The 16,668-nt window shown below is 48.2% G+C and carries 14 protein-coding genes and 1 pseudogene; 2 read left to right on the forward strand and 13 right to left on the reverse strand.

Going from position 1 to position 16,668, the window contains the following annotated elements:
- Positions 1–70: 70 nt before the first annotated feature.
- The 3 genes from glpK to ACYCS5_RS13155 form a co-directional block, all read right to left on the reverse strand.
- Positions 71–1,561: a glycerol kinase GlpK gene (gene glpK / locus ACYCS5_RS13145; RefSeq protein WP_459761177.1), complete on the reverse strand. Its 1,491-nt coding sequence runs from the start codon at positions 1,559–1,561 to the stop codon at positions 71–73.
- A gap of 57 nt (positions 1,562–1,618) precedes the next feature.
- The gene (locus ACYCS5_RS13150; RefSeq protein ID WP_069010984.1) at positions 1,619–2,176 is read right to left on the reverse strand and encodes a glycerol-3-phosphate responsive antiterminator; all 558 of its coding nucleotides are present in this window, start codon (positions 2,174–2,176) and stop codon (positions 1,619–1,621) included.
- Positions 2,177–2,381: 205 nt separating this feature from the next.
- A complete protein-coding gene (locus ACYCS5_RS13155) occupies positions 2,382–3,335 on the reverse strand; it encodes an alpha/beta hydrolase (protein WP_459761178.1) in 954 nt (317 codons plus the stop codon).
- Between the two features lie 260 nt (positions 3,336–3,595).
- Between ACYCS5_RS13155 and ACYCS5_RS13160 the strand changes: the two genes are divergently transcribed.
- Entirely contained in the window at positions 3,596–4,231 is a 636-nt protein-coding gene (locus ACYCS5_RS13160) for an NAD(P)-dependent oxidoreductase (RefSeq protein WP_322251578.1), read from the forward strand.
- A 159-nt stretch (positions 4,232–4,390) separates the two neighbouring features.
- Here the strand turns inward: ACYCS5_RS13160 and ACYCS5_RS13165 are convergent.
- From ACYCS5_RS13165 to kduI, 8 genes and pseudogenes are all read right to left on the reverse strand, one after another.
- Positions 4,391–5,058: pseudogene (locus tag ACYCS5_RS13165) on the reverse strand (cation:proton antiporter domain-containing protein); the annotation flags it as partial.
- A 131-nt stretch (positions 5,059–5,189) separates the two neighbouring features.
- Positions 5,190–5,780, reverse strand: coding sequence for a GNAT family N-acetyltransferase (locus ACYCS5_RS13170; protein ID WP_165145901.1), 591 nt, complete (start codon positions 5,778–5,780; stop codon positions 5,190–5,192).
- 62 nt (positions 5,781–5,842) lie between these two features.
- On the reverse strand, positions 5,843–7,204 hold the full coding sequence (locus ACYCS5_RS13175) for an MFS transporter (RefSeq protein ID WP_459761179.1): 1,362 nt from the start codon (positions 7,202–7,204) through the stop codon (positions 5,843–5,845).
- A 91-nt stretch (positions 7,205–7,295) separates the two neighbouring features.
- Positions 7,296–8,447 carry a winged helix-turn-helix domain-containing protein gene (locus tag ACYCS5_RS13180; protein WP_165145895.1) on the reverse strand — a complete coding sequence of 384 codons (1,152 nt, stop codon included), beginning with the start codon at positions 8,445–8,447 and terminating at the stop codon, positions 7,296–7,298.
- The gene (locus tag ACYCS5_RS13185; protein ID WP_165145892.1) at positions 8,428–9,666 is read right to left on the reverse strand and encodes a CynX/NimT family MFS transporter; all 1,239 of its coding nucleotides are present in this window, start codon (positions 9,664–9,666) and stop codon (positions 8,428–8,430) included. The genes ACYCS5_RS13180 and ACYCS5_RS13185 overlap by 20 nt, the downstream gene beginning before the upstream one ends.
- Positions 9,667–9,913: 247 nt before the next feature.
- Positions 9,914–10,690 carry a 2-dehydro-3-deoxy-D-gluconate 5-dehydrogenase KduD gene (kduD, locus tag ACYCS5_RS13190; protein WP_069010990.1) on the reverse strand — a complete coding sequence of 259 codons (777 nt, stop codon included), beginning with the start codon at positions 10,688–10,690 and terminating at the stop codon, positions 9,914–9,916.
- Positions 10,691–10,739: 49 nt separating this feature from the next.
- Positions 10,740–11,384: a bifunctional 2-keto-4-hydroxyglutarate aldolase/2-keto-3-deoxy-6-phosphogluconate aldolase gene (locus ACYCS5_RS13195; RefSeq protein WP_029518665.1), complete on the reverse strand. Its 645-nt coding sequence runs from the start codon at positions 11,382–11,384 to the stop codon at positions 10,740–10,742.
- 78 nt (positions 11,385–11,462) lie between these two features.
- Positions 11,463–12,293, reverse strand: coding sequence for a 5-dehydro-4-deoxy-D-glucuronate isomerase (kduI, locus tag ACYCS5_RS13200; protein ID WP_023990866.1), 831 nt, complete (start codon positions 12,291–12,293; stop codon positions 11,463–11,465).
- A 340-nt stretch (positions 12,294–12,633) separates the two neighbouring features.
- Between kduI and ACYCS5_RS13205 the strand changes: the two genes are divergently transcribed.
- Complete coding sequence (locus tag ACYCS5_RS13205) at positions 12,634–13,590, forward strand: sugar kinase (protein ID WP_459761180.1); 957 nt, start codon at positions 12,634–12,636, stop codon at positions 13,588–13,590.
- A 181-nt stretch (positions 13,591–13,771) separates the two neighbouring features.
- On the opposite strand, the gene ACYCS5_RS13210 is transcribed toward ACYCS5_RS13205, so the two are convergent.
- Positions 13,772–14,785, reverse strand: a complete 1,014-nt coding sequence (locus ACYCS5_RS13210; RefSeq protein ID WP_307351084.1) for a LacI family DNA-binding transcriptional regulator — start codon at positions 14,783–14,785, stop codon at positions 13,772–13,774.
- A 257-nt stretch (positions 14,786–15,042) separates the two neighbouring features.
- The gene (locus ACYCS5_RS13215) at positions 15,043–16,452 is read right to left on the reverse strand and encodes an MATE family efflux transporter (protein WP_459761181.1); all 1,410 of its coding nucleotides are present in this window, start codon (positions 16,450–16,452) and stop codon (positions 15,043–15,045) included.
- Between the last annotated feature and the right edge of the window lie 216 nt (positions 16,453–16,668).

Genomic DNA, 16,668 nt, shown 5'->3' on the forward strand with positions numbered 1-16,668 from the left:
TCTCCTGACGAGTATTAACTTATCTATATCGTAGCACACACGATACGCTATGAAAAGGGAAATCTGCCTGCTACTTGAACGCCATTGCGGCATGAACTGCCTTTTTCCAGCCACCATAAAGATCAGCCCGCACGTCTTCACTCATAGACGGAGAAAAGGTATGATCACTTTGCGCATATCCCCGGACTTCATCCAAACTGCTCCAAAACCCAACTGCCAGTCCCGCTAAATACGCCGCACCGAGTGCAGTTGTCTCGTTCACAGCAGGTCGTTCTACAGGCAGATCGAGAATATCGCTCTGGAACTGCATCAGGAATTCGTTCATCACTGCGCCTCCATCTACACGCAATGAACGCACAGGTACACCCGAATCGCTCGCCATGGCAGTTAAGACATCTTTAGTCTGGTAGGCCAGCGATTCCAGTACCGCTCGGATAAAGTGCTCCTTGGTCGTTCCCCGTGTCAAACCAAATGTCGTGCCGCGCACGTCACTGTCCCAATACGGGCTGCCCAGACCTACAAAGGCCGGGACAAAATATACCCCTTCCGTCGAGGTCACACGCGCCGCATACGCTTCACTATCTTTGGACTCGCGAAACATGCGCAACCCGTCACGCAGCCACTGAATAGCAGACCCGGCTACAAAAATGCTGCCCTCCAGCGCATACTTCACCTGACCGTTCAGCCCCCATGCAATGGTCGTAATCAGTCCATGTTCCGAGTCACAGGGTTCATCTCCGGTATTCATCAGCATAAAGCATCCCGTACCGTATGTATTTTTAATCATACCTTTGTCAAAGCATCCCTGACCGAACAGAGCTGCTTGTTGATCGCCTGCCGCTCCGGCAATAGGGATTTCCTGTCCAAAAAAGTGATAATCCACCGTATGCGCATATATCTCGGAGGATGATTTCACCTCTGGTAGCATAGACGCAGGAACGCCGAGAATATCCAGCAGCTCCTCATCCCATTTTAGCTCATAAATGTTGTACATGAGTGTGCGGGCCGCATTGGAGTAGTCTGTTACATGTGCTTTACCACCAGACAATCTCCAGATTAGCCAGGTATCAATCGTACCAAACAGCAAATCCCCACGCTCCGCTTGAGCTCGTGCCCCTTCGACGTTGTCGAGTATCCATTTGACCTTGGTGCCAGAAAAGTAGGGATCAATGAGTAGTCCCGTTTTGCTATGAAAAATATGATCAAATCCACGGCTTTTCAATTCCTCGCAGATCCCGGCTGTTTGCCGTGACTGCCATACCAGTGCATGATATACAGGCAGACCCGTATGTTTATCCCACACTACTACGGTTTCCCGTTGATTCGTAATACCAATCCCGGCAATTTGGCTGGCTTTCACACCTGATTCTGACAAGCAGGAGGCGATGACGGCCAAAATAGAGCTCCATATTTCATTGGCGTTTTGCTCTACCCACCCGGGCTGGGGAAAATACTGTGGGAACTCCCGTTGTGCCTTGTATACCACTTTTCCCTGCCGATCAAACAAGATGGCCCGCGAACTGGTTGTGCCCTGATCTAAGGCAAGAATGTATTGCTCCATCGTTTCCCAGCCTCCTTGCATATTTATGTATTGTTGCCCACTTGATTCAAATAAAAGCTATGGCTTATAATGCTCGAACAGTTGTTTATTGGAGGTCGTAACTGCTGTGGCTCCCGCAGCCAACGCCGCTTCCACATCCTCAGGGGTGCGAATAAGTCCGCCCGCCAAAATAGGAATGCCTGTGCGTTCGCTGACTTCCTTAATCATAGGTGGAACAACACCAGGCAGCACCTCAATATAATCGGGTCGTGTTTTTTCCACCAGCGCGTAACTTTTCTCCAGCGCAATCGTATCGAGTAGGAACACCCGCTGTACAGCAAGAATCCCCTTTTTTTTAGCGGTTGCAATCACCCCGGACCGGGTCGAAATAATCCCAAATGGCTTAATTTCCTGACACAAATATTCAGCCGCATACTCGTCATTCTTTAAGCCTTGCACCAGATCGGCATGCAGGAGCATTTGCTTGCTGCGACTTCTAGCCATCTGGTACAGGTTGCGCAGCTGCGCTACATGCGTATCCAGAAAAACAGCATACTCATAAGAACTGTCCAAAATACCCTCCAGCTGCTTCATATGCTTAGCTGCAGGTAAAATGCGTTGTCCCTGAAATGGCATGGATATCCCCCTTAGGCTGAATGTCGGTCAAACTCGTTCAAATTTTATATTATCACTCTGTTCGACGAACGTGAAGCGGTTTCATTGCAGATATGTATAAAGGCTGCCTTCCCTGCAATAGATGTCAGCAGGAAGAAGACAGCCTAATCATTCAAAGAACTGGATCAAATCACACGACGACACCCTTAAAATGCTCTATAGTGTACTAGCCCTCAAACCCTTGGCGCAGCCATGAGGTAGCGAGCATGATCGCACCGCGCTTGGCCGCGGTTTCAGACAATGGGTTCAGCATCACAAAGTCGTGGATGATGCCCTGAAAGCGTGCAGCGGTCACATCCACCCCCGCTTCACGTAGCTTGTCCGCATAGGTCTCGCCTTCATCGCGCAGCACATCGGCCTCACCTGTAATGACCAGCGCACGTGGTAGCCCTTCGAGCTGTTCTGTGGTGGCACGTAATGGGGACGCCGTGATCTGCGCTCGTTCGTTGGGATCCGTCGTATATTGATCCCAAAACCATTGCATTCCTTCGCGGCTCAGGAAATATCCTGTGGCGAACTCATGATATGATTCTGTGTCAAAGGAAGCATCCGTCACTGGATAGAACAGCAACTGCTGGCGAATGGTAGGGCCGCTACGTTCTTTGGCCAGCAGCGTTACGGCCGCCGTCATATTACCGCCCACACTGTCTCCGGCTATCGTCAGCGTATCGGGCTTCAGCCCATGCTCGCGTCCGTGCTGTGCCACCCATTGAACGACCGCGTAAATTTCCTCAATCGCCGTCGGATATTTAGCTTCAGGGGACAAGCTGTATTCTGGAAATACAACCGCTGCCTGTGAGCCGACTGCCAATTCACGAATCAGGCGATCATGCGTATGGGCATTACCGAATACCCAGCCTGCTCCGTGAATATATACAATGACCGGGAGATCGCTTGTCACCTGTTGTGGACGAACAATTCTGACCTTCACCTCACCGCCAGGCCCACCTGAAATAGTTAGATCTTCTACATCTGCGGCAGGTTTGTCTGCTGGGCCGGATTGAACCTCATTGACCGTTTCACGTCCTTTTTCAGGACCCAAATCATATAGAAACGGAGGCTTGGCATTATCGTCTGCAAATTTCTGTGCTGCGGGTTCAAGCTGTACTTTTTTACTCATATCGATTCACTCTTCCTTTCTTATCTGTGGTCTACATATATCAAATATGGCTTAAGTTTGCTCATTCAGTTTCACTTTATATATTTAAACGAGTTCCTCTCCTTCCAATCGGAGGACTTTAGTTTGCCCAACAGAAGAGCTTGACTTTTATTTTATATTGTAACTATAATAGTTACATATTAAAGTTCGTAAATGCACTGAGTACACTTACGATCAAACGAATGAATCATCCACATCATATTTATAGGAGGCTATCTATTATGAAAATTGCAGTTATTGGTGCAACCGGTAAAGCAGGAAATAATATCGTAAAAGAAGCATTAGACAGAGGGCATGAAGTAACCGCCATCGTCCGTGACTCGTCTAAAGTAACAGAAAGTCGTGCTACTGTGGTACAAAAAGACGTTTTTGATCTGAAAACAGATGATCTGAAAGGTTTTGACGTAGTCGTTAATGCATTTGCCGCTCCACTCGGACAAGAGCATCTGCATGTCGATGCAGGTAACGTACTGATCGAAGCCCTGCGTAATGTATCCGGTACTCGCCTGATTGTCGTAGGTGGTGCAGGCAGCTTGTTCACTGACGAATCCCAAACACTTTTGGTAAAAGATGCTCCCGGCTTCCCTGATTTCGTATATCCAACAGCCAACAACCAAGGAAAAAACCTGGAAATTTTGCGTGGTACCAACGACCTGAACTGGACCTTTATTAGCCCTTCTGCGGAATTTGCACTGGGTAAACGTACAGGCTCTTACCAAGTAGGAAAAGACACGCTGTTGGTTAATTCCAAAGGTGCAAGCTATGTCAGCTACGAAGATTATGCAGTTGCCGTAGTGGACGAAATCGAAAAACCACAACATCTGAACCAACGCTTCACAGTGGTGTCCGAGTCCTAATTTCTCTATTCTTGCAGCACATTTAGCATAAAAAAGACCCTTCGCCCATGTTCTCATGCTGCATGGAAAGTCCGCTCTACTCTAAAATCGGACTTTCCATGCACACTATGAGAAACTGAACCCGAAGGGTCTTTTTGTTATGACCTGTTGATACTCTCATTACAACTTATCAATGCTGGCCTTCTTTTCTGTATCGTGAGCGGAAGTCTCCCTCTTATCGCTAAAACACAGCTTGAGAATTGGAGGTGCAGCCAACGTTGTCAAAATGACAGCAATGATCACGGATGTAAAATATTGCTGTGCCAACAGGCCCGACTGTAGATCGGTAGCTGCGACAATAAGTGCGACCTCGCCGCGAGATACCACCCCGGAGCCGATCGCAAGGGCAGAACGGTTATCGAAGCCCGTCAGCTGCGCGCCGAGGCCTCCTCCCACTAACTTCGTCACCAGCGCAATCAGTGTCAAAACAACAACAAATCCGAGCTGCTGCCCTACTCCCTCAAAGGAAACATTTAATCCGTAGCTACGACGAAGAAAACTAGCCTTTTGCCAACAAGAAGTCCCAGCGAAGTTTCTCCACCCATACCGAATATATTCATTACTACCGCTAGCAGCACCACGACAAGCACATCATCCAGCACTGCGCACCCAAATTCCTAGAAACCAGCCTTCATGCACCGAGAATCCAAAGGCTTCCCTACACCAAAACCACAAATTAGCGGTAAAATAATGCCTCCAACCGCCACAGCTACCGCAGGCTTCCAATTACGTCGAAGTTGATCCAGATCCGTCTCCAGTCCAGCAATGAACATCAGCAGCAGGTTCCCCTAAAAAAGACATAAAGGAGCCTTGGTGACAGGCTCCTTCAGTAAATTCATATATTCATTTGATGTTGTCTGTCATATTTGCGCAAACAAGCAATTTTATCTCTTCTGCAAACCCGTGTAAACGTGTTGAATCAATTGTCTGCTTTTTTCACATAGCGGTTGCGGTATTCGTGGTCCAGCATACTCATCAGGATCGAATCATGGTATTCATAATTGTAGAATAAAGCATCCCGCTGCACACCTTCGCGCTGAAAGCCTACTTTTTCATAGCAACGAATGGCACGTTCATTAAAATCAAATACATTCAGCTCAATCCGATGCAGATTACAGATACCGAATCCGTAACCCAGCATGAGTACAAGCGCTTCAGTGCCGTAACCTTTCCCCTGATTTCCCTGCTCATTGATCGCAATACGGATGTTGGCACTGCGGTTCAGGCTGTCCATATCCTGCAGGGCTATATCCCCAATGACACGATCATCTTCGCGAAGCGCAATCAACAGCAACAGGCTTGAGGCATCCTGTCCTTTAGCTTCAATATAACGGGCAATTTGATCCTTGGTAAAGCTTCGTTGTGTGCCTGTCAGCCTCCGCACATCCTGATGGAACAATGTATTATAGTATAGCTCGGTGTCCTCTACGTTAACGGGACGCAAGTACACCCGTGATCCTTCAAGTAACCGTGCCACAGGCTCTGAGGCTGAAGTTTGTTGAGTCATCATGATCTCTCCCCTGCTAAAAATATGAATGACGAAAATCAAAGCAAATTATTGCGCAAGTTTGACTACGCAGGGTCTGCATTTTGCTCCGTAGTCAGGCTAGAATCAGCGAGGGACTCGCGCCAAATTACGGATTGAAGCAGCAGGCCTGCCAAGCCCAAGATTCCAACAGTCATCCCGATCCAGACAAAAGCCGTTCCCGCCCCTGCTATTCGGATCAATACTCCCCCGGCAAGCGGCGAAACGACCATGATTGCTCCAATCACGGTACTTTGGATACCGAAGACGCGTCCTACCATATCGGCAGGGGTTTTGGCTTGTAATATATAGTTCTGGGTGATAATGTACAGGCCGTTGCCCACGCCCAGCACAGCCCCGATCATAAGTAGGACTGGCCATCCTGTTCCGGGCTGCGCCCAGCCTAAAGCAGCAATTGCTCCGCCAACCAGCACATATCCACCACCGAGCCCCCAGCCTGCGCTTATGCGATTCAAGCGATTAAGCGCAAGCATGCAACCGACGGCGCCAGCACCAATGGCTGAAACCAGCCAGCCAAGCAGCGATTCATTACCCGGAGCGAGCACTCGCAGCAGCGTAGGGAACTGGTAGTCGATCATGAGAATGGCGATTAAGCCGAAAAGTCCGAATATGAGCGTATGCAAAAGCATTCGACTGCGCCATAAGAACGCCCAGCCCTCACGCCATTGGTTGAAAAAACGAGATGCGCGAACATGCTCCTCCCGCATTTGGACTTCATCAGCCTCAGGCGCTGTATGCGTAGCCGACTTTCCTTGCTGCTCGGCTGCAACAGCTTGTTGGTCTGCGCTGACCAGCGCCGGACCGATTCCGCGCAGCGGCCACAGCAGCAGTCCGGAACAGAGGCGCAGCAATGCATTGAGAATAATGCATGCCTGGGGAGACAACACAGTCAAGGTCATAGCGCCCAGTAATGGCCCTGCCACTTTGGAGGCCTGATTGACCAACCCATTCAGCGAGGTCGCCCGAAACAGGTCGTCGCTGGCGACTACCGTGCGGGTCAAGCCTTGCTGTGAAGGCATTTGAAATACGCCAGCCGCCGCGCGCAGACCGAGCAAAGGCAGTAGCCACACCGGACCCGGGACGGCGAGAATGGCCAGCGTCAATAAGGCAATAGCTGCATCGCAGACGATCATCAGCCGTGCCTTGTGTACCCGGTCAGCTAACGTGCCTGCGATGGAACCGAGCAGCAGACCCGGTAGCGCCATCACTACCGGAATAAGCGCAATCAGCATAGGGTCAGCTTCCCAGCGATAAGCAACAAGCACCTGAATGGCGATAGCATCAAACCAATCGCCAAAAGAAGCAGCCGTGTGCGCCGCAAACATCCGCCGAAAACGGCCATTGCGCCAAATGCTAGGCGCGGATTGCAATACCTTCTTTTCCTTCATTATCTACTCACCCTGCTCTCATTTTCAGCTTTTTTAGCAATAAGAACATTCTAGCGGGTCTATATCAGAGAAAAGTCAGACAGCTAAAAAATCAGGCCATTGAGATTGTCTGCTCCAGCCAGCGCCTTAGCGCCGAACGATGCAGTGTTAAACTGTTGTCCCGGTCAAGCTGATCATATTGAGCGGCATACTTCTCTTCCAGCGCTGGATAGGAACCGCAAAGCTTCAGGAATGAGCGAATTTGACATACCGCTTTGATTTTTAGTAATTCCTGTTTAGCCATATCAAGGGTATCCAATCCCTCATCCATGAGCCGCTCGGCGTTATCCACATCTCCAGTACGCAACAGCATAAGCCCGCGCATCATGCGATAACGGCCCAGCTCGCGCAAAAACGGGGCCTCCGACAGCATGCATTCCAGACGATCAGACAGTTCGGCAGCCTTTTCCATATGATTGGCAACCAGATGCATATACATCTCCATCAGCGCAACAGGCATCACAAAATTATCGAGATTATCCCGTTCCATGACCATCATGGTCAGTGGCAGACCTTCCTGGGCGTGTTCAGGTTGTCCGTTCTCTACATAAGCCTCCAGAATGTTGAGAATACGCAATTCCCGCTCCTGCGCTTCAGATAGCAATCCACTGGAAAGCGCACGCTCACATAGGACAAGCCCCTCATCCGTCACCCCTGCTGTGCACATATATAGCAGTAGCATCCAATACAATCGATCTGCGGGAGCAAAGTCCTCCCGTTCCAAGAACCAAGGCACATCCGCCTGTACAAAACGGGTATACATTTGATAAAAGACAGACAATTCAAAACCCATCTGCTCCTGCTGGGCAGCCAGCGCTACGATGGAATTTCCCTGCCCCAACAGCTGGTATTTGCGGAATAGTCCATGTACGGCGTCCTGCACCTCCTGATCGTGCAAGGACGGATGATTCTGTGGCTGCACGTCAGTCAAGGTCAAGCTGTAGCCATACCCTCTGACCGTATGAATACGGAGACCATCCCATGACTTAAGTTTTTTGCGCAATCTGTAGATATGATCATCTACCGTACGCTCCACCGGATACTCCAGCGGCCACACCCGATCCAGCAGTTGTTCACGGGTGAACACCTGGTTCCGGTTATCGTACAGAAAGCGCAACAGCGCAAATTCTTTAGCCAACAACATAACACGATCTGCATTACAAACCACACTGTAGCCATCTGCATCAAATTGTAGCCTGATCATCCACCTCGCCTCCGACATATCGTTTCTTGGCTGCACCCAGCCCTATAAACATAAGCAGAACACTCAGGCACAAAAGCAGCAACAGCGGAATGGTCCAGCCTTGTGTCGCATCATGCAAATAACCGAACAGTGTCGGCCCGGTCGCTGCCAGCAAATACCCAAAGGATTGCGCCATACCCGACAACTCTGCTGCCTGCTGCGGTGTCCGCGTCCGCAAATTGAAGAACATCATCACTAACGGGAAAGCAAAACCACCCGCTATACCGATACATATGACCCAAATCACGCTCCACTGTGTAGCCCCAAGCAGAAATCCACCCAGACCGATAAAATACAGCGCAGCCATAATCAGAACCAATACCCGCTGATCCTTCACTCGCGCCGCCCAAATAGGCACAATAAAAGTAAATGGCATTTGCGCAAACTGCATCACAGACAGCATCCAGCCCGCAGTTTCTGAATCCATTCCCTGTCCGCTCATCATTTCAGGAAACCAGGCGGCAGGAACATAGAACAAGGCAGATTGCAGCCCCATAAACAGCGTCACCTTCCAGGCCAAAGACGATTTATACACATTCACGGTTTGGGCAGATACTGCTGCTTTATTAGCTGTTTTGCGAGCCTTAAGGAGCTGGGGCACCCAGAGTAAAATACCTACGACACCCACAATCGCCCATATTCCCAAGGCACCTCGCCAGCCCATACCTCCATTTATAGCCAGCGGTATACTCAGGCCAGATGCGGTTGCTGCGACCACATTCATGGATACTGAGTATACGCCGGTCATCAGTCCGCTGTTGCGAGGAAACTCCTCTTTGATCAAGCTGGGCAGCAACACATTACACACGGCAATAGCCAGTCCCAGCATGGCGGTCCCGACAAATAATGCAGTAACCCCTAACGTTGAGCGCACTACAATACCTGCGGTCAACAGCAGCAAAGCTGCAAAAATAATAAGAGGCGATCCGAAGCGGCGCGACAGTTTGGCTACAAAAGGCGACAACAGGGCAAAAGCCAGCAGCGGCAATGTCGTTAATAGGCCACTCAGTGTATTTGAAATATACAAAGAATCCTTAATCAAACCGATAAGAGGTCCTACCGAGGTAATCGAGGCGCGCAGATTGGCACCTACCAGAATGATCCCTACGGCAAGCACCCAAGGACCGGCATGCCACAAAGATTTGTATACCAAAGCTCGTTGGTGTTGCTGTGAACTCATCTCTCCATTCTCCAATCTATCTGTGTTATGCTCAAAGGCTCCAACCAAGTGTACGGCTGGAGCCTAGCAATTTTTATCTCATTAAATTATAAAGGCATTCGTGCCATATGCATAGGACGGATCGACACAGCGCCCCAAGTCTTCAAGTTCAGCATATAGCTTCATTGAAAAAATAAAAGCTGCCTGAAAGGATAGTTTCCTTTTGAGGCAGCTTCCAGTTCATAAACTTCGATGCGACCAGCGCTGCTTAACGTACCAGCCAGCCGCCGTCCACCGCCAAGATATGACCGTTCATATAGTCGGAACCCTGACTGGCGAGGAAAACCACAACTCCCATCAAATCAGACGGATCGCCCCAACGACCCGCAGGAATACGCGACAGGATTTCTTGATTGCGATTTTCATCCGCACGGATTGGAGCTGTATTTGCCGTAGCAATATAACCCGGCGCAATCGCATTAATCTGAACGTTATGAACTGCCAGCTCGTTCGCAAATGCCTTGGTCAAACCAGCTACCGCATGCTTACTCGCTGTATACGGCGGAACAAATTTGCCACCCTGAAAAGCAAGCATAGAAGCGACATTGATAATCTTCCCGCTTTTTTGCTCTACCATCACCTTTGCCACTTCCTGGCTCAGATGATATACGGCATTCAGGTTAATCTCCATGACAGCGTCCCAATCCTCATCTTTATACTCCAGCAGAGGGGCGCGACGAATCGTACCTGCATTGTTTACAAGGATATCAATTTTACCGAATTCATTGACGCATTCTTCTACAATTTTTTTAATGGATTCTTTCTCTGTCAGATCAGCCTGATAAAAGGCAACCTTCACACCCGTTGGCTCCAGCAAACGTCTTGTTTCTTCATATTCATCATTGTTAGCTACAATGAACAGGTCTGCACCCGCTTTGGCCAAAGCTACGGAATACCCTTGACCCAAACCAGTGTTGCCTCCTGTTACAATCGCCGTTTTACCTTTTAGACTGAAAAAATCTAATGAAAAATGGTCCAGACCCATGCCTACGCCTCCATCACAAATTAGTATAAAAACCTATATTTCCTGAAGCCTACAGCGCTGCGCGTACTTCTTTATATTTAGCTACATAACGTGCTGCATTTTCTGTGATCAAGTCGTAGCGACCCTCTTTGGCTGGAGCCGTCAAATTACCCCCAATTCCCACGGCTACACATCCGTTACGCAACCAGGTTTCCATATTGTCCAGATCAACGCCACCCGTTGGCATAATCTGTACATGAGGCATCGGACCTCTAACGGCCTTAACAAAGTCCGCTCCCATCGCACTTCCCGGGAACAACTTCACGACATCGCTGCCCAATTTCATGGCTTCCTTGATCTCATTCAGCGTCATACAGCCAGGCATATAAGGAATCGCGTACAAATTGCATAGCTTCGCTGTTTCTTCTTCAAAAGAAGGACTCACGACAAACTCTGCTCCGGCCAGAATAGCAATTCTCGCCGTCAGTGACTCCAGTACCGTTCCTGCACCAATCACTGCCCGATCCTTAAATTCGTCTTTCAATCTTCGAATGACCTGATCCGCATCCGGCGTCGTAAATGTAAGCTCAATATTATCCAAGCCGCCTTCAATGCAGGCTTTAGACATGAGATACGCTTCCTCCGCTGTGTTTCCCCGAATGACTGCGACGACACCTACCGAAGTGATATGTTCCAAAACTTTCTTTTTCGTCATGTTCCTGATCCTTTCCACGAATGGGATGACCATGTACCTCAGCCGCTTGCAGGTTTACGCTCCAATACACTAATCGGATTAACGCAACTCGCTCATGGCAACCTGATCCATGTCTTTGTATGTTTTATTTTCACCGGCCATGCCCCAAATGAAGGTATAGCTGCCCGTAGCCGCACCACAGTGGATAGACCAAGGTGGAGAAATAACGGCTTCATCATTTTTCATTACCAGATGGCGCGTTTCGTTCGGTTCACCCATCAGGTGGAACATTCTTGCGTTCTCATCCAGTTCAAAGTAGAAATATACTTCCATCCGACGGTCATGAACATGTGTCGGCATAGAGTTCCATACACTGCCGTTTTCCAACGTCGTCATCCCCATAACCAATTGGCAACTTTGAATGCCTTCATCATGGATAAAGCGACGCAACGTACGGTTGTTAGCTGTTTCCTGCGAACCCAGACTTTCAGACGGTACATCGGCAAAAGACTGTTTCGTCGTCGGATACGTGGTATGAGCCAAAGCTGAAACAATATAAAATTTCGCAGGCTTTTCACTGGAATCGCTTTCAAAGATCAACTCCTTGCCACCTTTACCTACGTAGAGACAGTCTTTTGTGGCCAGCTCGTAAGTTTCACCGTCCACCTTGACCGTACCGCTACCCCCAACATTAAAAATGCCCAGTTCGCGGCGCTCCAGGAAAGTTTCCGCTTTGATTTGATCGTTACCTTCCAGTGCAACAGATTTATTCACGGGATAAATGCCCCCGATAATGACACGATCTTCATGCGTATAGACCAGCTTTACCTCCTCAGGTACAAACAGTTCCTGAATTAGATAGTGCTGACGCAACTCTTCAGTCGTAAAATGTTTGGCATGTTCGGGATGAGTTGAATAACGCATTTCCATAAAAACATTCCTCCTGTTTAGATAAACTTTTTTATCAACGGAATTGTTATAAAAGCGGTTTCTAACTCTACTTCTTAGCTAGAATTGTAATAATTATCTAAGAGGGTGTCAACCTAAAACTTCGCTTTTCCTAGAAAAACCCTTAATACATACGAAGTTTTACACGATTTTTATCTTTTGATAAACAAAATCGCATTTTTTTATCTATATTACCCAAAAAGTTTTTAGCAAATATATCAACTTCATCATTGTGAAAAACCGATTTATGTGATAATTTCAATTTATTCAGTTGGTGCATGCGCTTACAGATTAAGTTTACTAAACATAAGGAGGAATTCAAATGACCGCAACATTGGATGCTGTTACCTTCGGAGAACCGATGGCCATGTTTTATGCCAATGAAGCAGGCTCTCTGGATGAGGTGCGTTCATTCACCAAAGCGTTAGCCGGGGCAGAGACGAATGTTTCGGCCGGTTTGTCGCGTTTGGGGCTACGAGCCGGACTCGTGACCAAACTCGGCGAGGATACGTTCGGCAAGTTTATTGCCGGTGCGCTACGTCAGGAAGGAATCGACACCCAGAATGTCATGTTTACCAAAGACCACTCTACCGGGATGCTAATTAAATCCAAAGTTACCAGCGGCGACCCTGAGGTCGAATATTTTCGCAAGCATTCCGCCGCTTCCACACTGAGCATCGCTGATTTTAACGAAGCTTACTTTACCGGGGCTCGCCATCTGCATTTTACAGGTATTTCTGTCGCACTCTCCCCTGAATGCCGCGAATTCGCACGACATGCGCGGCAATTTATGAAAAAGGCTGGCAAAACCGTATCCTTTGATCCGAACCTCAGACCCAAATTATGGCCTGACACGCAAACGATGGTGGAGGCGATTAACGAGGCATCTGAGGGGTGTGACTGGCTTCTACCAGGGATTCATGAAGGTAAAATATTGACGGGCTATACTTCGCCCGAGGATATTGCTTCGTTCTACCTTGACCGTGGTACCTCACTGGTCATCATCAAGCTGGGAACCGAGGGCGCATATTACAAATCCGCAGATGCTGAAGGATATGTCAAACGCTTCCGCGTAGATCATGTCGTGGATACCGTCGGTGCGGGTGACGGTTTTGCCGCAGGTGTTATCAGCGCATTGCTAGAAGGCTTGCCCTTGGCAGAGGCAGTCAAACGCGGTAATGCACTTGGTGCGCTGGCTGTCATGTCAGCCGGAGACATGGATGGCTATCCGACGCGAGCCGAACTGGAATCTTTTTTACTCAGCGCCAGTACAAATTAGTCAGGGATCATCCCCCGCATAACCTTCACCGCTATGAGCGCAAGCTCAACAAGGCCGCGTTCAAAGTCGGCCTTAACTTCGAATAGCCCGTATTCGCATTTGTGTGACCTGAGCAGCATACGCATACTCAGGTCGTACAAGGGAATACGGGCTATTTTATAATATAAGACATGATGCTCGTCTACAGCGTTTTGACGGATTCTCCCCGATTGATATCTGGCACAAATCGGTAAATGATCGGAACCGATTCGCCGCCTTCCTCAATACTGGACAGCAGCGTTTTTGCCGCCTGCTTCCCCATATCCGCAATCGGTTGCGTAATGGTCGTAATCGGCGGATTGTAAATATGGGCAAACTCCGCATCGTCAATTCCGATAATGGACAGCTCTGCCGGAATACGTATACGACGGGCATTCACATACTTCAACACCTCAGCCAACACGATATCATTCCCGGCCAATAGCGCAGTCGGCGGCTCCGGCAGTTGGAACAGCTCCTTCAGCGTCTGCTGGATTTCTTCTCTCGGCACGCTGTGCATATATTCTTCTCGAAATGGCAAACCATGCTCTTCCAACGCCTTCTTGTATCCGCTGAGCCGCTCCACTCGTGGAGTAATCCGATTCATGCCAAGAGGCAAGGTAATTAACGCAATTCGTTCATGCTTGTGAGCCACAAGTTCCTGAATCGCCAGCTTAATCGCCATTTCGTTATCCAACAGCAGGCTACGTGTATTTACACCGTCCACCAAGCGATCCAAAAACACTAATGGATACTTTTCACGAATGAGCTGGTTGTAAATGTCTGCATGCTTTCCTGTCGGGAAGATAATCAGGCCGTCCACTTGACGGGCCTTGAGCATCTCAATATACTGGCTCTCCTTGTCCGGATTTTCATCGGCGTTACAGATTATGACCTGAATGCCAAAAAGCTGCAATTCCTCCTCAATCGCACGGATAGACTGGATCGACAGCGTATAATCAATGTTGGCTACAATGACTCCCACCATAAACGTCCGGTTCTGCTTCAAGCTGCGGGCCAGCCCGTTAGGCTGATAATTCAGCTCTTGAATAACTTCGGCAATCCGGTCCCTTGTCTGGTCGCTCATATATTTATATCGTTTGTTCAGAAATTGCGAGACAGTGCTTTTAGACACTCCTGCCTTCTGGGCAACATCTTCAATCGTCGGCTTCTTCATCGGTACACTCCTTGTCTTTCATGTACTGCGTTAGTGCAACAAAAGTATATCTTTTTTTTAGTAAATTTACCACACTTCTATTTATGAAAGCCATTATGATATAAGTTGAACTTCAAAATTGCCTATCGTGCCACTGTATAAAAGGGTGGTTCTCCCGGCAGCAAAAAGAGGCAGTTCAAGATCTTCTCTTGAACTGCCTCCACGTTTACAACTCTATCGAAAAGCTAGGTTTCAGTTGGCCCTAAATACTACTCGGATCAGTGTGCTGGGACAGGCGTTGCAGACTGATCTGGTGTATCGTGCTCGATCAGCGCATGCTTTTCCCATAACCGGCTTTTCCAGCGGGCATACATGATGACAGCACGAGTCCATTCATCAGCAGCAATCGCCAGCCACACACCGGCGAGCCCCATATCCAGCTTGAACACCAGCAAATAACCCAGCGGCAAGCTCATGCAGACCATAGAGATTAGTCCCATAAAGACCGGGAACTTGGCATCTCCAGCAGCACGCAATGAGTTAATAATGACGATATTCGTCGTCCGGCCAGTTTCTAGCAGAATGCTAAGTAAAATGACTTGCGCTCCCAAGCGGATTATTTCAGGGTTCTCCGTAAATAAACCGAGCAAAGGTACACGGAAAAAGATAACCACCGCATCAATAATCACAGTCACGAGTAGCGCCCATTTCACACTGTTCAATACACGTTTATAAGCCGTATCCTTCTCTCTGGCTCCCACGAGCCTTCCCACTACGATAGCCGTACCCATACCGACGGCCATACTGAACAAATAAATATAGCTCGAAATATTATTGGCATATTGACGTGTCGCCATCGCTTCTGCGCCCAGATAGGTCACATACAGTGTGAATATGAGCTGACACGACTGGTACATGATAGACTCCAGCGCGGATGGTACACCAATACGTAATATTTTAGAGATAAACTTTTTGGACAATTGGACGTAATATTTCCACTCGACACGAACCTCAGTGACCCGGTACATCAACCAGAAGAAGATCAAGAGACAAATAAAGCGGCTACCTACTGTAGAAATAGCAGCACCTTCTACACCGAGTGCTGGCATCCCCCAATGCCCCAAAATCAAAACATAGTTGCCGACCACGTGGATCACGTTCATAAAAACCGATACATACATCGTTTCTTTGGTAAAACCGTGCGTACGAATGGTCGCCGCCAGCGCGTTAATCAATGCCTGAAGGAAAATAGCCCCCCCGACGATGCTCATATAGGATTCCGCATACGTAAGAATGTCTCCCTGGACATTCAGCCATTGCAACATATGCGTACCAAACACAAGAAAAATTACGCTTAGCAAAAGACCTACTATCAAATTTAACGTAATGGCCGTACCTGTCACCTGGGCCGCTTCGACTAGTTTCTTAGAACCGATATATTGAGCTACGACGATAGCAGCGCCGTTGCCGATAACCTCCAGTACAAGGATAGCGATTGAAATAATTTGATTTGACGCGCCCACACCCGACACTGCATTATCAGATACAGAGCTGAGCATGAATGTATCGACGCTTCCCATTAACATAAACAGGAATAATTCAAGGAAAATAGGCCATGTCAAACGGAACAAATTCAGTTCCTTGGCTTCGGACAATACCGAACCATTTTTTAGTGCTCTGGTTGTCATTCATTCACCTTTCTTCATAGATTTATTTAACGATCAAAAGGTATGTTAGCATAGTCATTCTGAAAATACATCCCGTTTACGTAAAATGGTTTGCAAAATGTGTAAGAATTCATTTATCACCTTCTTTATAATTGATTATCGAACTTTATTGAAACAGGATATTACAAGAATATACCGGCAAATCTGGGCTTATCGACGCAATTATGAGCTAAAGAG

The sequence above is a fragment of the Paenibacillus sp. SEL3 genome (assembly GCF_054602585.1).

Coding starts and splice junctions, on each gene's coding strand:
- kduD (WP_069010990.1), bottom strand. CDS start 10,690: ATGGGTCTGGACCATTTTTCATTAGATTTTTTCAGTCTAAAAGGTAAA.
- ACYCS5_RS13160 (WP_322251578.1), top strand. CDS start 3,596: ATGAAAATTGCAGTTATTGGTGCAACCGGTAAAGCAGGAAATAATATC.
- ACYCS5_RS13155 (WP_459761178.1), bottom strand. CDS start 3,335: ATGAGTAAAAAAGTACAGCTTGAACCCGCAGCACAGAAATTTGCAGAC.
- ACYCS5_RS13150 (WP_069010984.1), bottom strand. CDS start 2,176: ATGCCATTTCAGGGACAACGCATTTTACCTGCAGCTAAGCATATGAAG.
- ACYCS5_RS13205 (WP_459761180.1), top strand. CDS start 12,634: ATGACCGCAACATTGGATGCTGTTACCTTCGGAGAACCGATGGCCATG.
- ACYCS5_RS13180 (WP_165145895.1), bottom strand. CDS start 8,447: ATGATCAGGCTACAATTTGATGCAGATGGCTACAGTGTGGTTTGTAAT.
- ACYCS5_RS13210 (WP_307351084.1), bottom strand. CDS start 14,785: ATGAAGAAGCCGACGATTGAAGATGTTGCCCAGAAGGCAGGAGTGTCT.
- ACYCS5_RS13170 (WP_165145901.1), bottom strand. CDS start 5,780: ATGATGACTCAACAAACTTCAGCCTCAGAGCCTGTGGCACGGTTACTT.
- glpK (WP_459761177.1), bottom strand. CDS start 1,561: ATGGAGCAATACATTCTTGCCTTAGATCAGGGCACAACCAGTTCGCGG.
- kduI (WP_023990866.1), bottom strand. CDS start 12,293: ATGGAAATGCGTTATTCAACTCATCCCGAACATGCCAAACATTTTACG.
- ACYCS5_RS13185 (WP_165145892.1), bottom strand. CDS start 9,666: ATGAGTTCACAGCAACACCAACGAGCTTTGGTATACAAATCTTTGTGG.
- ACYCS5_RS13215 (WP_459761181.1), bottom strand. CDS start 16,452: ATGACAACCAGAGCACTAAAAAATGGTTCGGTATTGTCCGAAGCCAAG.
- ACYCS5_RS13175 (WP_459761179.1), bottom strand. CDS start 7,204: ATGAAGGAAAAGAAGGTATTGCAATCCGCGCCTAGCATTTGGCGCAAT.
- ACYCS5_RS13195 (WP_029518665.1), bottom strand. CDS start 11,384: ATGACGAAAAAGAAAGTTTTGGAACATATCACTTCGGTAGGTGTCGTC.